This is a genomic window from Paraburkholderia fungorum, from assembly GCF_046027605.1.
In the GTDB taxonomy this organism is placed as follows: Bacteria; Pseudomonadota; Gammaproteobacteria; order Burkholderiales; family Burkholderiaceae; genus Paraburkholderia; species Paraburkholderia fungorum_F.
In genome coordinates this window covers 1-18,232 of record NZ_JAQQEF010000024.1, presented here as the reverse complement: position 1 = coordinate 18,232, position 18,232 = coordinate 1, and the positions used below count along the sequence as shown (strand labels likewise).

Annotated in this window: 16 protein-coding genes and 3 pseudogenes; 12 read left to right on the top strand and 7 right to left on the bottom strand. The window is 59.4% G+C overall.

Annotated elements, in window-relative coordinates:
* Positions 1-55: 55 nt before the first annotated feature.
* From PQR53_RS29840 to PQR53_RS29820, 5 genes are all read right to left on the bottom strand, one after another.
* Complete coding sequence (locus PQR53_RS29840) at positions 56-895, bottom strand: alpha/beta hydrolase (RefSeq protein WP_408462189.1); 840 nt, start codon at positions 893-895, stop codon at positions 56-58.
* A gap of 158 nt (positions 896-1,053) precedes the next feature.
* The gene (locus PQR53_RS29835) at positions 1,054-2,037 is read right to left on the bottom strand and encodes a LysR family transcriptional regulator (RefSeq protein WP_408462186.1); all 984 of its coding nucleotides are present in this window, start codon (positions 2,035-2,037) and stop codon (positions 1,054-1,056) included.
* Positions 2,038-2,297: 260 nt separating this feature from the next.
* Positions 2,298-3,044: an SDR family NAD(P)-dependent oxidoreductase gene (locus PQR53_RS29830; protein ID WP_408462183.1), complete on the bottom strand. Its 747-nt coding sequence runs from the start codon at positions 3,042-3,044 to the stop codon at positions 2,298-2,300.
* A gap of 115 nt (positions 3,045-3,159) precedes the next feature.
* Complete coding sequence (locus PQR53_RS29825) at positions 3,160-3,450, bottom strand: DUF1330 domain-containing protein (protein ID WP_408462180.1); 291 nt, start codon at positions 3,448-3,450, stop codon at positions 3,160-3,162.
* A 37-nt stretch (positions 3,451-3,487) separates the two neighbouring features.
* The gene (locus PQR53_RS29820; RefSeq protein ID WP_408462177.1) at positions 3,488-4,234 is read right to left on the bottom strand and encodes an SDR family NAD(P)-dependent oxidoreductase; all 747 of its coding nucleotides are present in this window, start codon (positions 4,232-4,234) and stop codon (positions 3,488-3,490) included.
* 635 nt (positions 4,235-4,869) lie between these two features.
* Between PQR53_RS29820 and PQR53_RS29815 the strand changes: the two genes are divergently transcribed.
* From PQR53_RS29815 to ahr, 3 genes and pseudogenes are all read left to right on the top strand, one after another.
* Positions 4,870-5,700: an SDR family NAD(P)-dependent oxidoreductase gene (locus PQR53_RS29815; protein WP_408462174.1), complete on the top strand. Its 831-nt coding sequence runs from the start codon at positions 4,870-4,872 to the stop codon at positions 5,698-5,700.
* Positions 5,701-5,717: 17 nt separating this feature from the next.
* A pseudogene (locus PQR53_RS29810) lies at positions 5,718-5,912 on the top strand (aldehyde dehydrogenase family protein); the annotation flags it as partial.
* A 590-nt stretch (positions 5,913-6,502) separates the two neighbouring features.
* Complete coding sequence (ahr, locus tag PQR53_RS29805; RefSeq protein WP_408462171.1) at positions 6,503-7,510, top strand: NADPH-dependent aldehyde reductase Ahr; 1,008 nt, start codon at positions 6,503-6,505, stop codon at positions 7,508-7,510.
* Positions 7,511-7,797: 287 nt separating this feature from the next.
* Here ahr and PQR53_RS29800 read toward each other — a convergent pair whose 3' ends face one another.
* On the bottom strand, positions 7,798-8,676 hold the full coding sequence (locus PQR53_RS29800; RefSeq protein WP_408462168.1) for a LysR substrate-binding domain-containing protein: 879 nt from the start codon (positions 8,674-8,676) through the stop codon (positions 7,798-7,800).
* A gap of 506 nt (positions 8,677-9,182) precedes the next feature.
* Between PQR53_RS29800 and PQR53_RS29795 the strand changes: the two genes are divergently transcribed.
* The 9 genes and pseudogenes from PQR53_RS29795 (at position 9,183) to PQR53_RS29755 (ending at position 16,053) form a co-directional block, all read left to right on the top strand.
* Positions 9,183-10,046 carry an alpha/beta fold hydrolase gene (locus PQR53_RS29795; protein ID WP_408462165.1) on the top strand — a complete coding sequence of 288 codons (864 nt, stop codon included), beginning with the start codon at positions 9,183-9,185 and terminating at the stop codon, positions 10,044-10,046.
* A gap of 327 nt (positions 10,047-10,373) precedes the next feature.
* A complete protein-coding gene (locus tag PQR53_RS29790; protein ID WP_408462162.1) occupies positions 10,374-11,363 on the top strand; it encodes a zinc-dependent alcohol dehydrogenase family protein in 990 nt (329 codons plus the stop codon).
* Positions 11,364-11,464: 101 nt separating this feature from the next.
* A pseudogene (locus PQR53_RS29785) lies at positions 11,465-11,629 on the top strand (L-histidine N(alpha)-methyltransferase); the annotation flags it as partial.
* A 43-nt stretch (positions 11,630-11,672) separates the two neighbouring features.
* A complete protein-coding gene (locus PQR53_RS29780; protein WP_408462159.1) occupies positions 11,673-12,074 on the top strand; it encodes a nuclear transport factor 2 family protein in 402 nt (133 codons plus the stop codon).
* Between the two features lie 442 nt (positions 12,075-12,516).
* Positions 12,517-12,648, top strand: a pseudogene (locus PQR53_RS29775) (SDR family oxidoreductase); the annotation flags it as partial.
* Between the two features lie 24 nt (positions 12,649-12,672).
* The gene (locus tag PQR53_RS29770) at positions 12,673-13,773 is read left to right on the top strand and encodes an alkene reductase (RefSeq protein ID WP_408462156.1); all 1,101 of its coding nucleotides are present in this window, start codon (positions 12,673-12,675) and stop codon (positions 13,771-13,773) included.
* A gap of 144 nt (positions 13,774-13,917) precedes the next feature.
* Positions 13,918-14,238, top strand: coding sequence for an NIPSNAP family protein (locus tag PQR53_RS29765; RefSeq protein WP_408462153.1), 321 nt, complete (start codon positions 13,918-13,920; stop codon positions 14,236-14,238).
* A gap of 46 nt (positions 14,239-14,284) precedes the next feature.
* The gene (locus PQR53_RS29760; protein ID WP_408462150.1) at positions 14,285-14,779 is read left to right on the top strand and encodes a DUF3237 domain-containing protein; all 495 of its coding nucleotides are present in this window, start codon (positions 14,285-14,287) and stop codon (positions 14,777-14,779) included.
* A 47-nt stretch (positions 14,780-14,826) separates the two neighbouring features.
* Entirely contained in the window at positions 14,827-16,053 is a 1,227-nt protein-coding gene (locus PQR53_RS29755) for an MFS transporter (RefSeq protein WP_408462148.1), read from the top strand.
* Between the two features lie 310 nt (positions 16,054-16,363).
* Here the strand turns inward: PQR53_RS29755 and PQR53_RS29750 are convergent, their stop codons facing one another.
* The gene (locus PQR53_RS29750) at positions 16,364-17,578 is read right to left on the bottom strand and encodes an ABC transporter substrate-binding protein (protein WP_408462145.1); all 1,215 of its coding nucleotides are present in this window, start codon (positions 17,576-17,578) and stop codon (positions 16,364-16,366) included.
* Positions 17,579-18,232: the final 654 nt, after the last annotated feature.

Sequence of the window (18,232 nt, the reverse complement as noted above, 5' to 3'; positions counted from 1 at the left end):
GCCGGTCGCGTTGCGCTTGGGACCCCTGTTTCGCGCGGCCTGCAGGCCGCCTCGCTTACTGGTCTTCAGTGTCTGCGGTCGTGTCCGGCACAAAATCGGGCCCGTCCAGCCGACTTCGCAAGAATGTGACGACGTCGCCCAGCACCTCCTGGCTCGTCGCCAACGCATCTCTTGATGTGCCTGGATACCGCCTGACCTCGGCGGGCACCCCAGAAGCAATCAATTTATCCGCATACATCTCGGCCTCCACGTGGAGCCGGTCGCTCGGGGCGCTGATAATGAAGGCCGGCGGCAGGCGGGCAAGTCGCACGGAATCGAGCGGCGCAGCGTAAGGGTGGAGTTGCAGCGCGGGGTGCTGGAGGTAGGCTCGATAGCCGCGCTCAAAGTGGCTGATATCGACACCCGACGAAATTCTTTTCTCGTCTGCGACGTGCGTCATGCTGGGGTCGAGAAGCGGCGCAAGGAGCACCTGAGCAGAAAGGGTGATGTCAGCGCGATCACGCGCAATAGCCGCTACGCAGGTGGCGAGGTTGCCGCCGGCATCATGACCGGCAACCCCTACTCTGAGTGGATCAGCCCATTGCGCGCGGGCGTTGCTGACCGCCCAGGCCAGCGCGCGATAACCGTCTTCCGGAGCGGCAGGAAAAGGAAATTGCGGGGCCAGTGAATAGTCCACTGAGAGAACCCAGGCAGGTGTGCCGCGGGCAATGTGAATGGCGGCCGTATGGGCGTCGTCGAGCGAGCCGCTATCGAATGCGCCGCCGTGGAAATACAGCACGACAGCCAAAACCTTGCCTTTCGACGCCGGACGATAGCTCCGCAGCGTAATTGGTTGTGCATGTCCCGCGATGCGAACATCCTCGATACATAGACCCGCATCCCGCGTCAATATCATGTATTGTCAGGCGCGCCTGCGCCGCCTCCTGGCCTACAATTCAAGTTATTTTCTCGTTTGCAAAAGATGCACAGCAAAACGTCGGCGCTTTTGAACTCCAATTCGCCAGCTGTACGAACCCATTCGTCCGATCCGAACCTCTGACTGCTATCACAGGATCACATCGCCAGTTCTACAACATCCCGCGATGCGGGAACTTCGTGCCGAAGCGGTTCCTGCCGACCCTCGCTCTTCTCATTGGAAAACTGGGCGCAGCGGCCAAACAGTTCGGCCACCCAATCGACGAACACCCGCACAGTGGGCGATAGATGGCGGTTATGGGGATACACCGCGGAGATAGGCAACGGCATTGGCTTCCACTGCGACAGCACCTCGACCAGTTCACCGGATTGCAGATAAGGCAGCGCCATGAGACGCGGCGCCTGAATCAAGCCAACGCCCTTCAAGCCTCCTGCGACGTAGGCGTCGACGTCGTTCACCGCTATCTTGCCGGGCATCTTCACTTCGACGGTCTCGCCTTCGACTATGAAGGTCAGATCCATGTTTCGGCTCGTACGACCCAGGAAATAATTGACAGCGAGATGGTCCTGCAGATCTTCAAGCGTCTTCGGCGTGCCGTGCCGTTCCAGGTAGAGTGGGCTCGCAACCGTCAGGCGCTCAAATATTCCAATACGCCGTGCAACCAGAGTCGAGTCCTGCAAGGTCCCGATCCGGATCACACAGTCCACACTCTCCTGGATCAAGTCGACAGGCTTGTCGCTGAAACCCACCATCAGTTCGATGTCCGGATAACGTTCATGAAACTCGTCCAGCCGCGGCATCACAATCAGCTTGCCGATTGCTGTCGGCACATCGACGCGCAGTTTTCCGCTCGGTGCGCGCCGACCATGCGACAACGAGGCTTCCGTTTCTTCGATATCGGCGAGGATCCGTACACAACGCTCGTAATAGGCGGCACCGTCCGGCGTCAGACTTAGGCGCCGCGTTGTTCGATGAAGCAGTTGGACTTTCAGGTGTGCTTCGAGACTCTGGACGATAGTAGTAGCGGATGCACGAGGTATATCCAGCGTATCAGCGGCACGCGAAAAACTATTCGTGTCGACAACCCTCGTGAATACCTTCATTGCATGCAGCCGGTCCATATCCAGATTCCTTGGTATTGTTGCCTCCGCGCAGAAAACCGGACTGGTTGACGTGTTGCGGGTGCGATGCGCGTCGCCGAATGCGCACACCTCTAAAACGGCACATCAATTCGCGGCCAAAACAATACGGCTGTCCATATTAAAATGGACGTTCACACGGTTGTCAAGGATTTGACGGAGTAAAGCGATGACAACCGGAGGTGAAGCTTTCCGGCGGCGAGGCCGGTTTCTCGCCCCAAAACATGGCGCCTAGGAAGCAATTAGCCTGCCGACTTGCCACCGTCAACGTTGATGATGTGACCGGTTACAAACGACGCTTCCGGCGAGCTCACGAAGACGATCGCCTGGGCGATTTCTTCAGGCCTGGCGATACGGCCGACCGGCACGATCGATGCCATATATGCCTTGCCTTCTGCGCCACCAGTGAAGCGATCAAGCATGCCAGTGTCCACCGGACCCGGCGCCACTGCATTCACGCGAACACCGGTCGTGGCCGCTTCGAGCGCCGCCGACTTGGTCAGACCTTCAACGGCATGCTTGCTCGCTGCGTAGATCGATGCGCCGCCCGCACCTTCGTGACCGTACGTCGACGAGATATTCACGATGCTGCCGTTGCCTTGAGCCTGCATCACGCGCAGTTCGTGCTTCAGGGCCAATACGGTGCCGAGCACGTTCGTGTCGAACGTAGCGGCGTAGGTCTGCGCCGTTTGTTGTACCAGCGGACCCGGTTGGCCTTCCGTACCGGCGTTGTTCACAGCGACGTCGATGCGGCCGAAACGGGCGACTGTCTGATCGACGAGCGCACGGACGTTTTCGTCATTGCGCACGTCGGCACGGATGTATTCCACTTCAACGTTCAGCTTGCGCAGTTCTTCAGCCAGCGCATTGCCCGCGTCGTCGCGACGACCTGAAATAACGATCTGTGCGCCCTTCTTGGCGAATGCCAGTGCGGTAGCGCGGCCAATACCGGTCAACGCGCCCGTAATCAAAACGACTTGCTTAGTCATGGTGTTTCCTTTGCCTGGAGAATCTAGATTGGTTTGCTGCTCTCGCCGGTCTTGCCCGGATAACGCGCTCGGCACACTGGGTCCCTGTTCGCCGAACATGCGGGCGAACAGTGCGTCAAGCCTTGCCTTCAACGATGAATACACGGTGGTCACTCCCCGCTTTGCGATGTGCTAGCGCGGTCTGGTAGGCCGGACTGTCGTACCATGCACGCGCCTCCTCCGCAGTTGGGAAACCGAGGATGACGACGCCCTCAATCGGGCCGCCTTCGAGGACGTCGAGCGTTCCGTTGTAGGCTAGTGCGGTCATTGCGTGGTTACCGCGCGCGGCTCCCACCTTTTGACCATACAACGCGAGTTCGTCGGAGTTGGTTGTCTTCTCGCGTTCAAAGACCATATAGACAGTCATTTCAATACCCCAAATAAATAAGTTGTTTGGACCGGGGTCAGAGTTTTGAACCGCCATCCACCCGTACGATGTCGCCGGTAATCCAGCGCGCCTCGGAGGAGGCAAGAAAGGCAATGACGTCGCCGATGTCGTCGGGTTGCGCAAGGCGCTTGAGCGCCTGCAGGGAGAGCGTGAATTCACGCCCGCCGTCAGTTTTCGTAAATCCGGACATATCGGTTTGCACGACGCCGGGTGCGACAGCATTGACTCGAATGCCACGTCCGCCGAAAGCGGAAGCCAGATGCTTCACCAATGTGTCCACGGCCCCTTTCGTCGCGGCATAGGCGGACAGTTCGCCAACCGACGCATGAGCCGCGAGGGAGGAGACGAACACGACGCTGCTGCCGTCGCCGAGAATTGGCAGCAGTTGTTGAACGAGGAAATAAGGCGCGCGAACGTTGACAGCAAAGAGTCGATCGAAGTCCTCAATGCTCAGGTCTTCGATCGCTGCCGACTTACCCACACCTGCATTGGCGACCAGTACATCGAGGCGCTCACCCACTATGCTGCGCACCTCTTTCGCCAACGTATGCGCACCATCGGGCTTCGAGAGATCGGCGCCTAGCGCGTCAGCGTGGCCGCCGTTGTCGCGGATCGCGTCCACCACCGCCTGTGCGTCGGATTTGCCGGTCGAATAGTGAACCAGAACCTGGGCGCCAGCCCTGGCAAGGGCCAACGCACTAGCGCGACCAATGCCGCGCGAAGCGCCGGTGACCAGAGCGGTTTTGCCCGCGAGCTTATTCATGCTGATGCTCCTTACTATCCAAGGATTCGATTGCCGCTGCCCATCTTGACTGCAAGGGAGCGGTCACAATAGCCTGCCTGCCCGGCATACCCTCAGCCTTGATTCCTGGCGAGGTCGCTTGGGCAAGCGGCTTGGTGGACGGAATATTGGACGCTTCTTTGGTCGAAAGGAAAGACTTTGTGGGCTGGTAGGCATGCCTTGAAAGCATGGCTCTGGTTTGTCACCTTCGTCGACTTGCTATTCTCAGAGGTACGTGGATCGCAATCGATTCATTCCAGAGCGCGATCGATTCATGAAGACAAGTCCATTGCCCGAACGTGAAAGCGGAAGCACTATCTCATCGCCGGTCGCTTTCTTCACGTTTTGAGGACGTCCGTCCCCTCGCAAATCAACGACGGCATACTATTTAGCCTTCCGAAATAGTTGTCATTGGCTGAGTGTGTTCGACAAAAATGGTCAACTACCAGAGCGCAGATATCGCGAATAGATCCCTGGCGGCCTCTGTCTGACGCTCGCCATCGACGCTGCAGCGCTTGCGACGGGCGCGGAACGCTCCAAGCCGATGGTCGCTTTGACCGGAAAGACCGGACACCCTGCGTTCTAACTCTAATCATGGACCACACGGAGACTCAGTCATGAAAACCTTGCAAGGTAAGACCGTGGTCGTAACCGGGGCCGGTAGCGGAATCGGCCGAGCCATTGCGCTCACGCTTGCACAAGACGGCGCACGGATTGTGGTGTCGGACATTCGCACCGAAGCGGCCGCGCGCGTCGTGGCCGAAATCTGCAATCTCGGCGCTAAGGCGATAGCGGTAGAAACCGACGTATCCAACCATGAATCGGTCAAAGCACTAGCCGACGCAGCCTATGATGAATTTGGCGTAGTGGATATTCTGTGCAACAACGCCGGCGTATCCTGGCGACCGTTCCGCACCATCCTCGAAGCGACCATGACCGACTGGCAGTTTCTATTCGGTGTGAATCTTTGGGGCGTCGTACATGGACTCGATGTATTCCTGCCGCGCATGCGCCTGCAGCCAGGGGAGAAACATATTGTCAATACTGCGTCGATTGCAGCCGTGCTGCCGTTGGCGGGGCATCTTCCATACAGTGCATCAAAGGCTGCAGTTGCTTCGATTTCAGAAGCCGCCGCTGAGGAGCTCGCGCCAGAAGGGTTCGGTGTGACAATCCTCTGCCCCGGCTTCGTCAACACGAATATCACACAGAACGGGGACGCGCTTAGACCAGTTGAGCAACGATCGAACGCCAGGACATTCACGCCATACGACAACCCCTTACTCAAATCGCTGGCTATGACAGCCATGGATCCTGAGCACGTTGGGCGCATGGTGCGACAGGCCATTCTTGACTCTACGTTGTACCTATACACACAGCCGGTACCGCCCGCTATCGTCGAGCGCCGCATGACGACGCTTTTCGGGGAAGCGACGCAAGGCACCGTCTGACCTCGTGCCTAACAGATACGCGACCACTGCGAAACACACGGCTGCTGACACGCGGCGTAGAGGTTGGAATGCTGTGGATCAATCAAAACGCGGCGACGTGGCCTGAGCTGCCGTTCTCCGGGGTCAGGGATTCCGGGTACGGGTCGGAAGGAGGTCCCGAAGCAATGGATGCCTATCTGAATTCGCGCACTGTTTCGATCATGCAAGTGTGAACGGCATGGCCGGCGTCAGACAAAAAGGAGCGCGCCTCTTTGCTGTACCTCCAGCAAAATGTCTTAGCTCATGAGGAGCCGAGTGTTACTGAACGAGGTCCCCGGAGTCCGGCCTGCAGATGCGGGCGGTTCCGCCGCATCGGCTCCAGAACCCGTTATCGAAACCACCTCCTCCGTCTCAATTCTTCCAACTGCATCAGCGATGCTCTAAGTTGAGCGACCTGCGACGCGGCGCTTGCCGAACCATCAGGACGGATCAGGTCTCGTCAAGCTCTTATCAGGACTGCGGGGCGACTACGCGATACCTTGGTAGCACATACCCCGACGGGATCGCACAGTCGGCGGTATGAAAGTCGCTGCGCCAAAGTTAGCGGGGAGTCTTGAAGATAGCGTCAACTCGGTACACCCGCAGCTCGACGAGCAGTCAGCCAAGGCCAAGGCCAGGGACATGCCCACGCAGTTCGACCGATACGTTACGAGCATGAGTCGAAGCTCACTGTAGCAATCACGTGTGCCTGGCTCTAATTGCACATTGTGCGCGTTGCGCTTGACCTATCAAACAGCCCTCGCGCGATATCAGGAGTTCGGAAATGACAACCGTCCATGCATTCGCTGTTCGCGAGAAAGCTGGGATACTCTCTCCGTTCGTTTACGAGTTGGGGGAAATTGGCCCTGATCAAGTGGACATACGCGTCGAATCCTGCGGAATATGCCACTCCGATCTGTCAATGATCGACAACGAGTGGGGCCTCAGCACTTATCCCCTTGTTCCCGGGCATGAGGTGGTGGGCACCGTCCAGGCCACAGGCGGCCGCGTTACGACGTTGCACGTGGGCCAGCGTGTCGGTCTTGGATGGTATAGCGCGAGTTGCATGCACTGCCGTTTATGCCTTAGCGGGGATCACAATCTTTGTGCGTCGGCGGAAGCAACAATTATTGGCCGCTTCGGCGGATTCGCTGACCTCGTGCGTTGCAAATCCGAGTGGGCCATTCCCTTACCTGATGGACTGAGTGCGAACAATGCCGGTCCACTTTTTTGCGGGGGGATCACGGTGTTTAATCCTATTATCCAGTTTGACGTAAAGCCTACGCACCGCGTGGGGGTCATAGGGATTGGTGGCTTGGGTCACCTGGCGCTCCAGTTCTTGAACCGGTGGGGCTGCGAAGTCACTGCCTTTTCCTCGACGGCGGAGAAGCACGCCGAAGCGATGAACCTGGGGGCGCATCACGTCGTCAACTCAAAAGACAATGATGCGATGGCGGCACTGAGCGGAAGCTTCGACTTTATCCTCAACACGACAAACGCAAACCTGGACTGGGGGACATACATTAATGCGTTAGCGCCGCGAGGACGGTTGCACACCGTTGGCGCGGTGCCGGATCCCATTCCGGTAGGAGCATTCCCAATGATCTTGGCCCAAAGAAGTCTATCGGGATCGCCTTTGGGCTCGCCCGCAACCACTCAACAAATGCTGGAGTTTTGCGATCGTCACAAGATTGGTCCGATTACCGAGTACTTTGCGATGGCAGAAGTCAACAAGGCGCTCGATCATCTGCGTGCTGGGACGGCACGTTATCGTGTTGTACTCAATAACTAATGGTTTGTTCGTTGCGGCGGATGGCGCGATTACTGATAGCACTCGGACTCGGTACGCGTGTCATTACAAAGCAGATCATTTGTTATGCGCGTCGGCCACACAACAAGTTCAGCCAATGCGGTTCCTTCGCAGCGAGGGGCCGCTTCCCGCCGCACTTCCAGTTTCGACGCCGACCGCTTGCTGCGCAACGGGAAACGCAAGGCCCTTATTCGAAGGGCATGCCACCGCATATTTCTTTAGAACACCAATGACGACACGTCGCCACACGGATTTGCCGAACAGCTCCATCAGATCATCAACTCGTCCGCTCTGGAAAGAAACAGCTGCAACACTGGGGACGTATTCGACCTGCTATAGCCAATCACGAGATCGATTGTCGGGGCCTCGCCTTCGAGAGGGCGGCTCACCACCGACCACGGCAGCAGATTGTTCGCGTACTCCGGCATCAGTGCGAGCCCTCGCGTGGACGCCACTAGCGACATCGCCATCGCGAGATTGTCGACGCCGTGTTCGGGCGCAACATCGAGCGCGTTCTCCTGGAGATACCCCAAGATCACCTGATGCAGCACCGCAGCCTTATTCGTCGCCATGATGAAGGGCTCGCCCGCGAAATCCTCGGGGCGAATGCTTGCGCGCTCGGTCAGCGGGTGATCGCTCGGCATTAATACAATGAGTTTCTCGCGGCTCACCACGCGATAATCGAGATCGAATCCCGGTTCAGCGCGCAGGAATGCGAGGTCGAGCTTGCCGCGTGCCAGCGAATCGGCTAGGTCCGGCGAATAGTGACTCGACACTGTCACGTCCACCTTCGGCAATTCCTCGCGCAACACCTGCATCGCGCGCGGCAGCCAGGTCATTTCCTGGCCTGTCAGAAAACCGAGCGCGAAAACCTGCTTGGTGGGTTGCGACGCACGCCGCGCGGCCTGGGTTGCGGCATCGACCTGTGACAACGCGAGCCGCGCGTGGTCGAGAAACGCCTTGCCCGCCACTGTGAGTTCGACTCCGCGCGCACTCCGACTGAACAGTTCGGCCCCGACCTCCTCCTCCAGATCGCGGATCTGGCGGCTCAGCGACGGCTGCGAGGTGTGCAGCCGGCGTTCGGCCGCGACCGTCAGGCTGCCGGTCTCGGCAACGGCGATGAAATACCTCAAGTGGCGAAGTTCCATAGGCTCTCTGTGTCGATCTATGCCTCACAGGCATGCCATGCAGCCTACAAAACCTTCTAACCTTTCGCAAGCCCCTCTAGATAACCCTCGCGGGTGGAGACGTGACGGCACGCCGTTCAGATCAAGGACCTGCGCAGCTCAGCTCCATGCCTACGATTTATGTCGCTGAGGGAGCGAAAGTGCACAAGGCGGTTGTTGTAGCTGCGAAGTGCTCGCTCAAATCCGCTTGACCGGCGGCCACGCGAGAAGGTCGCTGCGGATCCGCGCACGTCAGATGGAGCGCACCGGCTGGCACGGCAGGGGGTGTCGGGATAGGCGTTCGTCTGGACGTACTGGAAGCCACTGCGGTTCTTCGGGACCTTTCTGCTCCGCGATCCCCTGCCCGCCGAATCGGCGTCGCAGGAAATTTCAGGTCGCATCAGGTCACCCCAAGGACGACGGCGCCTCAGGACGATATCTTGAACTCAGTGCGCTGTGATCCCGGCAGCATGACAAGGAGAACCAGCATGACCCACCATACCCACCAGAACGCCCCGTCGCACTACGTTGAAGCTGACGGCATCCGCTTCGCCTATCGACGCTTCGGCAAGACCGGCGGCGTACCGCTCGTCTTCAACATTCACTTCACCGGCACGATGGATCATTGGGATCCCGCTGTGACTGATGGTATCGCACAAGATCGCGAAGTGATCCTGTTTAACAATGCCGGGATCTCCAGCACCTCCGGCAAGGTGCCAGAGTCAATCGAAGAAATGGCCGCCAATGCTGCGGCATTCATCAAGGCGCTCGATCTCACACAAGTCGACGTGTTGGGATTCTCCATGGGCGGTCTGATTGCACAGACTCTAGCGCTAGCGGAACCGAAACTCGTTCGTCGCCTGATCCTGGTCGGCACCGGCCCACGTAGCGGCGAAGGAATGGCGTCGCTTACGCCGGAAGCACAGGAAATCTTTGGTGCGAGCTACGCAGAGCCGGATCACCTGTGGCTTCGTGTGCACTTCTCGCCGTCGGAGGCAAGCCAGGCAGCGGGCGCCAGGTTCCTGCAGCGGTTCCGTCTGCGCAGCGAAGATCGGGATCCCGAAGCCAACGACAAGGTCGCGCCGGCGCAGCTAGCAGCACTTGCAAAATGGGGCGCACCGCGCGACAACCCATACGAGTATCTGCATACGTTGACTCAGCCGACGCTCGTGGTCAACGGGGATAACGATGTGATCATCTATTCGATCAATTCGTGGATACTTCAGCAGAACATTCCGAACGCGCAGTTGATTCTGTACCCGGATGCGAACCACGGCTCCCTGTACCAGTATCCGGAACGCTTCGTCACGCACGTCACACAGTTTTTGTCCGAGACCGATGAATGCGCCTGAGCCGATGCCCATGCGCTAAATCCCGTCGTGACTACCCTCACCGAACCCTTTTCGGGTCCCATCATCGCTGCGGGCGGTTTCGACGGCGCCAGCGCCGAAGCAATCGTCGCATCCGGCGACGCGACCTCGTCGCGTTCGTCCGTCATTTCACCTCGAGGCGGATCTGCCGTGCTGCCTCAAGCGCAATCTGCCGCTCACGCCGTATGCCCGCGCCGCTTTCTGGGGCCGAACAGAAAAGCACTACTCCGACTTCCCGACTTACGAAGCCGCGCTGACGGCCTGAATCGGGCGCTTCATTCCTTCACTCATCCAGATCAAGAGGTTCACATGTCACGCACTATCAAGTTTGCCCAAGCCGGTGGTCCTGAAGTCCTCGAATTCGTCGACACCGAAGTACGCGCACCGGGTCCGAACGAGGTTCGCATTGACGTCAAGGCAATCGGCATCAACCGCGCCGAGTCGATGTGGCGTCTCAACGACTATATCGAGCCCGTCAAGTTTCCTGCGGGGCTGGGGTACGAGGCCGCCGGCATCGTCAATGCAGTGGGTTCCGATGTGACCGGCATCGCCGTAGGGGACGAAGTCAACCTCATCCCATCGTTCTCGATGAACGACTACGGAACGTACGGCGAAGTCATCATTGCGCCGGACTATGCGGTCGTGAAGCATCCTAAGTCGCTTTCGTATGCTGAAGCGGCCTCGGTGTGGATGATGTTTGTCACGGCGTACGGCGCGTTAATCGAAGATGCAAAGGTCGGCAAGGGCGACTTTGTGATCATTCCCGCAGCCTCGAGCAGCGTGGGGTTAGCCGCCATCCAGATTGTCAATTACGCCGGCGCCACCGGCATTGCACTCACGCGTACCTCGGCAAAGCGCGCGCAACTGCTTGAAGCGGGCGCCACACACGTGATTGCGACGGAGGACACGGACCTGGTGAAGGAAGTGGCACGGATCACCGATGGCAAAGGCGCGCGTGTCGCGTTCGACCCCGTCGGCGGGCCGGCGCTGTCGAAGTTACTCGCGGCGTTGTCATTCAACGGCACGGTGTACCTCTACGGCTTGCTTAGCTCGGAAGTGACGGCTCTGCCGGTGCTGGACATGATCGCCAAGGTCACCAGCGTCAAGGCCCATAACATCTGGATGACAAGCGGCGACGCCACCCGCCGCAAGGCCGCAGTGGAATATGTGCTGAAAGGCCTCGAAAGTGGCGCGCTGAAGCCCATTATCGATCGTCAGTTCAAGTTCGATGAAATGGTGGACGTGCATCGCTATCTGGAGAAGAACGGCCAGTTCGGCAAGATCGTCGTGACGCTGTAAGCGTGCCTTAGGAGACGGGGCGCCGGGCGCGTGCGGTCCATCTCGATGATCTCCATCGGCGGCCATGGCTTGGAGGCAAGTTTGCGCATGTCGAGGGCCACGGATACGCGTTCAAGGCGGGCGACCGGGTCCACACGGAGACCTCGCACAATTACAGCATCGAATCGTTCACCACCTTGGCTCATTCGGCAGGGTGGACAATCGGTAAGTACTGGGTCAGCGCCGCTCCGGAATTCGACCTGTTCAGGCTCGTCCAGCGCGATTGATTCACGCACGTTCGATGTGCACACGACTTTCTGGAGGCCACAAATGTCAGAGTCGCAAGCTTCACGCAATAGAGTCCTGGTTTTAGCCGCGTTCGATACGCTGTTCAACCGCCGCGACTATGCGGTCGCGGAGCGTTACTGGTCCCCGGCCTACATTCAGCACAGTGCCCACATCGGCCCGGGTCGCGAAGGCTTGTTCGATCTGATCAAAGCCGCGCCCGCCAGCCTGCGCTACGAGCATGGCGTGATCGTAGCCGAGGGCGATTTCGTTATCGTGCACGGGCGTTTTTCGGGCCACGGTCGCCCGCGAAGCTGGATCGCTGCGGATATCCTGCGTATCGAGAATGGCCTGCTGGTTGAGCACTGGGACGTGCTGCAGGACGAGGCTTCCCGTGAGGCATCCCAAAGCGGCCTGCCGATGTTCGGCGATGACTTTACCGATTAAGTGAATGCGTGGGCAGCCGTGCCTGGCGCCGTGTCGGAAGCGCTGCACCTACTGATGGGCCGACGTGCACACCGATCACTGCGCGGCGAAGCTCGTGCGCAATTCGAGCGTAAAAGTCTATCCGGCGCTCCGCACGGTCTGTGTACGACGCTGGCCAAGCAGGTCACCGCGGAAATCTCCTCCTTCCTCGCGGACTGAACCCATGCCGCACCCAAGGCGGCAGATGAGCACAGTTATGCGTGCTTTCGCATGCCTTCATTCTTCCAGATTTCCCCGCTTGTGCAGCGGATTAGGGCACACAGCACGAACAGTGGACCGTGTTCCTGCGGACGCATGCCTACGAGGCATGCCCACCAGCCCACAAAGTCTTTTTCCTTTGCCATGGAACCCACTAGATTAGCTCCCATGGCAGCGGCGCGACGCACTGACGCAAGCGCCGCAGCTTCAAATGCAAGCGCTCAAGCGTATCGCGCAACCTGACGACATTGCCGGTGCGATCGTCTTCCTCGCATCTGACACCGCGTGGTGGATCACGGGAGACACACTGCACGCCGATGGCGGTTTAGAGCTTTGAAAATATTTATATGAGGTAAACGAAATGCACGGGAACGATCTCAAACTACTGTCACCGGTCAAGGTCGGCGCACTCGACCTTTCGCATCGTATCGTGCTGGCGCCGATGACACGCCTGCGTGCTGAAGCGGACGACAGTCCGAGCGCGATGATGGTCGAGTACTACCGCCAGCGAACCTCGGACGGCGGCTTGCTGATTACGGAGAGCGCCCATCCGTCGTATGACAGCCGCGGCTATATCGGTGCACCCGGCATCTATACAGAACAGCATGTCGCGGCATGGAAAAAGGTGACCGACGCGGTTCACGACCTGGGCGGCCGCATTTTCATGCAGATTGCACACGACGGCCGCCAGTCGCACGTCGATCTGAGCAGGGGCAATGCGCCGGTGGCGCCTTCGGTCGTACCCTACGAAACCACGGTGTTCACGAAGAACGGCTGGGTGCCGAATTCGCCGCACCGGGCGCTGGAACTCGACGAAATCCCGGCGATTGTCGAATCGTTTCGCCTCGCCGCCGTGCGAGCCAGGGAAGCCGGCTTCGACGGCGTCGAGTTGCACAACGCAAACGGCTATCTGGCCGACACGTTCCTGCAGGACGGCACCAACAAGCGAACCGACGCCTACGGCGGCACGATCGAAAAGCGCACCCGCTTTTCGCTTGAAGTGATCGATGCGTTCACTTCGGTCTGGAGTGCCGATCGCGTGGGCGTACGCGTGTCGCCGAGCGGTCGCTGGGGTGCAATCTCCGACAGCAACCCGGAGGCCACCTTTGGCTATTTTGCCGAACGTCTCAATGCATACGGTCTCGCCTATTTGCATGTGATCGAACCGCGGGTGATGGGGACCGAGACGCTGGTCGAAGGTCAGCCGCCGGTCGCGTCGTCCTTCCTGCGCAAGATTTTCAAAGGACCGATCGTGGCGGCCGGTGGATTCGACCGTGACGGCGCGGAGGACATCCTGCAACGCGGCGACGCCGATCTGGTGGCATTCGGACGCTGGTTTTCGTCGAACCCGGACCTGCCCGAACGTTTCCGTCACGGCCATCCGCTGACGCAGTACGTCCGCGACGCGTTCTGGGGCGGAGACGAAAGCGCATATATCGACTTCATGCCGTTTGCCGCCTGACGGGGAAGCGGTCGCAGTCCAGGGGCGACGCGGATCTGGTCGCATTCGGCTGCGATTCGAGGAAAGCACAGTCAGCGCCGCCTGCAAGGCGAGCACGCACGCCGGCAGGCTGATTCACGCCTGCCGGACGCTGAGGAGAGAACCATGCTTTACGAGATCCGCACTTATACGTTCAAGCCGCTGCGCGGCGCCGATTGGCTGGAGTTGTACAGAGCAGAGGGCCTGCCGCTGCAACAGGAATTTCTTGGCGAACTGATTGGTTTCTTCACGACCGAGATCGGCGATATCAGCCAGATCGTGCATATCTGGGCCTACAAGAGCCTCGACGATCGGCTCGAACGCCGCGACCGGATGGCTGCCGACAGCCGCTGGCAGGAATTCGGCCGCAAGGTGAAAGCGCTCGACATCGTCGTGAAGATGGAATCGCGAATCATGCGGCCGACCGACTTTTCGCCGCTACGGTAGACACCCGAAGCTCAACGCCCTCCACACAACTGTCACGGTGAACACGATGACCACTCCCGCTTTCGACGAGCTTCCCGCATCGCTCCAAAGTGTGCAAACGCGTCCGATGTTCGTGATGCGCCTCGATGTAAAACCGATCGTAATGGTTGGCGCGACGCCCGGTCCGTTTCGACGCGTCGGGATCGTGCCGTCCGGCACATTCGTCGGCGAGCGTCTGTCCGGCAAGGTCCTGGATGGCGGCAGCGACTGGCAGACCGTGCGTAGCGACGGCAGCACCACGCTCGATGTGCGCCTGATCCTTGAGACCGACGACCGCACTCACATCACGATGGCCTACCGCGGCATTCGCCACGGCGTGACCGACGTAATCCAGCGGCTGGAAAAAGGCGAAGAAGTCGACCCGACCAGCTACTACTTCCGCATTAATCCGATCTTCGAAGCACCCGCCGGCAAGTATGAATGGCTGAACCGGATCATTGCTGTCGGTACGGGCCACCGATTCTCTTACGGTCCGGTCTACAGCGTGTTCGAGGTCCTTTAAGCAACCGACCGGCACCTTTGCCTCTACCTGAAATCGAGGAGTGAGTCATGCAAGCGCCTAGCCAAGACGGCCGTGTCCGATCACTGACCGTCATCCAGATGATGCTGGCCATCGCTTGCGGCATGATCATCGCGAACGTGTATTACGCACAGCCGCTCACCGGGCTGATCAGCGCCACCTTGGGGCTGCCCCATGCGAGCAGCGGCCTACTCGTCACCTTGCCGCTGGCCGGCTACGGCATCGGTCTGCTGACGATCGTTCCGCTTGGCGATCTGTTCGAAAACCGGCGGCTCGCGCTGACGTTGATCGGCGCGGAGATGCTACTCACGCTGGCGCTGAGTTGGACGTCGTGGGCGACGGCCTACCTGTTCATCGCATTCCTGATCGGGCTGGTGGCGTCGGCTGTGCAATTGCTCGTTCCGTATATCACCTATCTCGTCCCCGAAGAGGCCCGCGGCCGCGCGGTGGGCAGGGTCGTCAGTGGTGTGATGCTTGGCATCATGCTGGCGCGCCCGCTGTCGAGCCTGATTGCGAGCGTATGGTCATGGCGCGAAGTATTCAGGATGTCGGCCATTCTGATGGCAGCCGTCATCGTCGGTCTGCGCTTTGCGTTGCCGCCGCGCAAGCCGACTCAGCCGCCCAGTTACGGCAGCCTGCTGCGCTCCCTCGGGCAGATTTTCTTGGGCACCGAAGTGCTGCGGCGGCGCGGCATCTACCAGGGGGCCTTGTTCGGCGCATTCAGCGTGTTTTGGACCGCCGTGCCGCTGTGGCTCAGCGGCCCCAAGTTTGGACTGAGCCAACAAGGCATCGCGTGGGTGGCGCTCGCCGGCGTCGCCGGAGCGATCGCCCCGCCGTTCGCCGGCCGCATTGCCGACAGGGGACTGACTCAGACAGGTACGGCAGGCGCCATGCTGCTGGCCTCGGCGTCGTTCGCTTTCTCCGATCTCGCACAGGGACACTCGAATCTCTCGCTCGCACTGGTAATCGCGACGGCGATCTTGCTGGACTTTGCGGTATCCGCGAATCTCGTGCTCAGCCAGCGTGTCATCTATTCATTGGGTGCGGAACAACGCAGCCGTCTCAACGGCCTCTTCATGGCGACGTTCTTCGCGGGCGGAGCCATCAGTTCGGCGGCAAGCGGCTGGGCGTTCGCACGCTTCGGCTGGGCCGGCGTGTCCGTGCTCGGTATGGTGCTGCCGCTCGCCGCACTTTTGTACTTTGCAACCGAGCGCCGCAAAGCCGTTGCCGAATGCGTTTCGGGGAGTCTTCCTTAATAGAGGACCTGCAAGTGCACTGACGCCGGGTGCCTACAGCGCAATGCAATCGAGCAGCGACATCAACCCGGAACCTGACGGACACCGGAACAAAGGCTTCGCTTTTTCCGGTCGTCAGTCCTACATCGCTTCGGCGAAGAAATTCCACACCAAAGATATGGCGTCCAGCACACATAAGCAGTCGGACTGAGCTGGACGCATGTTAAGGATCGTCGCAATGGCGCTTAACGGTAGTCGCGGTGATGGCCTAAGCGGCTGTTCTGCAGCCTGTCACAACGCAATGAAGCGATCCCGCGATTCGCGCGAGCGCTTATTGCCATAGCGCACACCGCGTCTGCGATTTCTGGTTAAACGCTCGCTCGCCTGGTATTGTTGCGATGACTTTGTAGTAGTCCCACGGCTCCTTCGATTCGGACGGCGTTTTCACCTGCATCAGGTACATGTCGTGGATCATGCTGCCGTCCTGACGGATGTAGCCTTTCGCGTAAAAGTCGTCGATCCGCGTCTTGTGCAACTGCGCCATGATCTTGTCCGGATCGGTCGTGCCGGCAGCTTTCACCGCGTTCAGATACGTCGTCACGGCGGAGTAGTCGGCGGCCTGCAGGCTCGACGGCATCCTCTTCATCTTGTCAAAGTAGCGATGTGCCCACGTGCGTGCGGTTGCGTCCTTGCTCCAGTACCAGCTGTCCGTTAGCACGAGGCCTTGCGTGGTTTCCAGACCGAGGCTATGAATGTCGTCGATGAACATCAGCAACGCTGCGAGCTTCATCGTCTTGTTAATGCCGAATTCTTCGGCGGCCTTGATCGAGTTGACCGTGTCGCCGCCGGCGTTCGCGAGGCCAAGAATCTGCGCCTTCGACGATTGCGCCTGCAACAGGAACGACGAGAAGTCCGCGGCCGATAGAGGGTGGCGCACCGAGCCCAGCACCTGGCCACCATTCGCCTTCACCACGTCAGATGTGTTTTTTTCGAGCGCCTTGCCAAACGCATAGTCTGCCGTGAGGAAGTACCACGTCTTGCCGCCCCGCCTCGTCACTTCCGAACCCGTGCCATTTGCGAGCGCGGTCGTGTCGTACGCATAGTGCACCGTGTACGGCGTGCACTGTTCGTTGGTCAACGCGTCGACTCCCGAGCCGACGTTGAAGTACACCAGATGTTTTTCGCCCGCGACCTGGTTCATCGACAGACCGGTTGCCGAGTTCGTGCCGCCAAGCAGCATGTTCAGGGCGTTCCGATCGACCCATTCACGCGCCCGCGACGCGGCGATGTCCGCCTCGTTCTTATGATCGGCATAGAGCAGCTTGATAGACTTTCCGTTCACTTCCCCGCCAAAATCTGCGATTGCCATGCGTACGGCCTCAAGGCCGCCGGGACCGTCATTGTCTGCGTATAGGCCCGAGAAGTCGGTGACGAAACCGATGGTAACGGCGTCGTCAGCGGCTGGCGCCGCGCCAATCGAGAACGCGACAGCGGAGCCCGCAGCGCAGGAAAGCGAAATGAGGCACACGACGCTCGTCTTTTTCATTTCTTCTCCAAGGTATTGCGAGCAACAACACCACCTACAGCCGAAGCGAAATATGTGCACTGCCTTATCGGAGTGGAAGCCAATTGACCCCTGACCAATAGTTCCGGCCCATCGGATAGGATCCGTGCACTTTATGTGTTCGCTGCGGATCGATGTCAGCTGCAACCGGAACACCGATAGTATCTCAACCGAATCGCGGGCGCCGGTAATATCAATCCTTCCACGCAAGCCTGCGAAGAACTGGCAGCCCCTTCAGTAATTGTCGGAATGGTCCCATGGTCGTCACTCAAAGCTTTTCCTGGCGCTGAGATCTGTCTCGCACAGCGTGGTCTCCGACCGTGCGGTCGCACCAGACGCGAACAATAAAGTTCTCCTTCTTTACAACACGACATCGCGATTCCGACAGGAAGAGTAGCAGGTCAAACGTCTCGCCGTTCACCTTGGCCTCCGCACCGTTGGGCAGGACTTCGCAACCTTCTGGGCACGACAACGGTTGTACCGAATGCGAACTCACTACCGGGCAGCACGAACATGCCCACGGGCCTCCTAAGCTAACAATAAGGCTGCGTTATCGCCGCAAGCCATCTCCCACATCTAAACATGCGAGAACTGAGGGGTTGCAGCCGCCCGTTTCAGGGCTCGAAGGACCGTCAT

Excerpts from the sequence above, each read along its gene's own strand:
- PQR53_RS29840 (WP_408462189.1), bottom strand. The coding sequence starts at position 895 with ATGATATTGACGCGGGATGCGGGTCTATGTATCGAGGATGTTCGCATC.
- PQR53_RS29835 (WP_408462186.1), bottom strand. The coding sequence starts at position 2,037 with ATGGACCGGCTGCATGCAATGAAGGTATTCACGAGGGTTGTCGACACG.
- PQR53_RS29830 (WP_408462183.1), bottom strand. The coding sequence starts at position 3,044 with ATGACTAAGCAAGTCGTTTTGATTACGGGCGCGTTGACCGGTATTGGC.
- PQR53_RS29825 (WP_408462180.1), bottom strand. The coding sequence starts at position 3,450 with ATGACTGTCTATATGGTCTTTGAACGCGAGAAGACAACCAACTCCGAC.
- PQR53_RS29820 (WP_408462177.1), bottom strand. The coding sequence starts at position 4,234 with ATGAATAAGCTCGCGGGCAAAACCGCTCTGGTCACCGGCGCTTCGCGC.
- PQR53_RS29815 (WP_408462174.1), top strand. The coding sequence starts at position 4,870 with ATGAAAACCTTGCAAGGTAAGACCGTGGTCGTAACCGGGGCCGGTAGC.
- ahr (WP_408462171.1), top strand. The coding sequence starts at position 6,503 with ATGACAACCGTCCATGCATTCGCTGTTCGCGAGAAAGCTGGGATACTC.
- PQR53_RS29800 (WP_408462168.1), bottom strand. The coding sequence starts at position 8,676 with ATGGAACTTCGCCACTTGAGGTATTTCATCGCCGTTGCCGAGACCGGC.
- PQR53_RS29795 (WP_408462165.1), top strand. The coding sequence starts at position 9,183 with ATGACCCACCATACCCACCAGAACGCCCCGTCGCACTACGTTGAAGCT.
- PQR53_RS29790 (WP_408462162.1), top strand. The coding sequence starts at position 10,374 with ATGTCACGCACTATCAAGTTTGCCCAAGCCGGTGGTCCTGAAGTCCTC.
- PQR53_RS29780 (WP_408462159.1), top strand. The coding sequence starts at position 11,673 with ATGTCAGAGTCGCAAGCTTCACGCAATAGAGTCCTGGTTTTAGCCGCG.
- PQR53_RS29770 (WP_408462156.1), top strand. The coding sequence starts at position 12,673 with ATGCACGGGAACGATCTCAAACTACTGTCACCGGTCAAGGTCGGCGCA.
- PQR53_RS29765 (WP_408462153.1), top strand. The coding sequence starts at position 13,918 with ATGCTTTACGAGATCCGCACTTATACGTTCAAGCCGCTGCGCGGCGCC.
- PQR53_RS29760 (WP_408462150.1), top strand. The coding sequence starts at position 14,285 with ATGACCACTCCCGCTTTCGACGAGCTTCCCGCATCGCTCCAAAGTGTG.
- PQR53_RS29755 (WP_408462148.1), top strand. The coding sequence starts at position 14,827 with ATGCAAGCGCCTAGCCAAGACGGCCGTGTCCGATCACTGACCGTCATC.
- PQR53_RS29750 (WP_408462145.1), bottom strand. The coding sequence starts at position 17,578 with ATGAAAAAGACGAGCGTCGTGTGCCTCATTTCGCTTTCCTGCGCTGCG.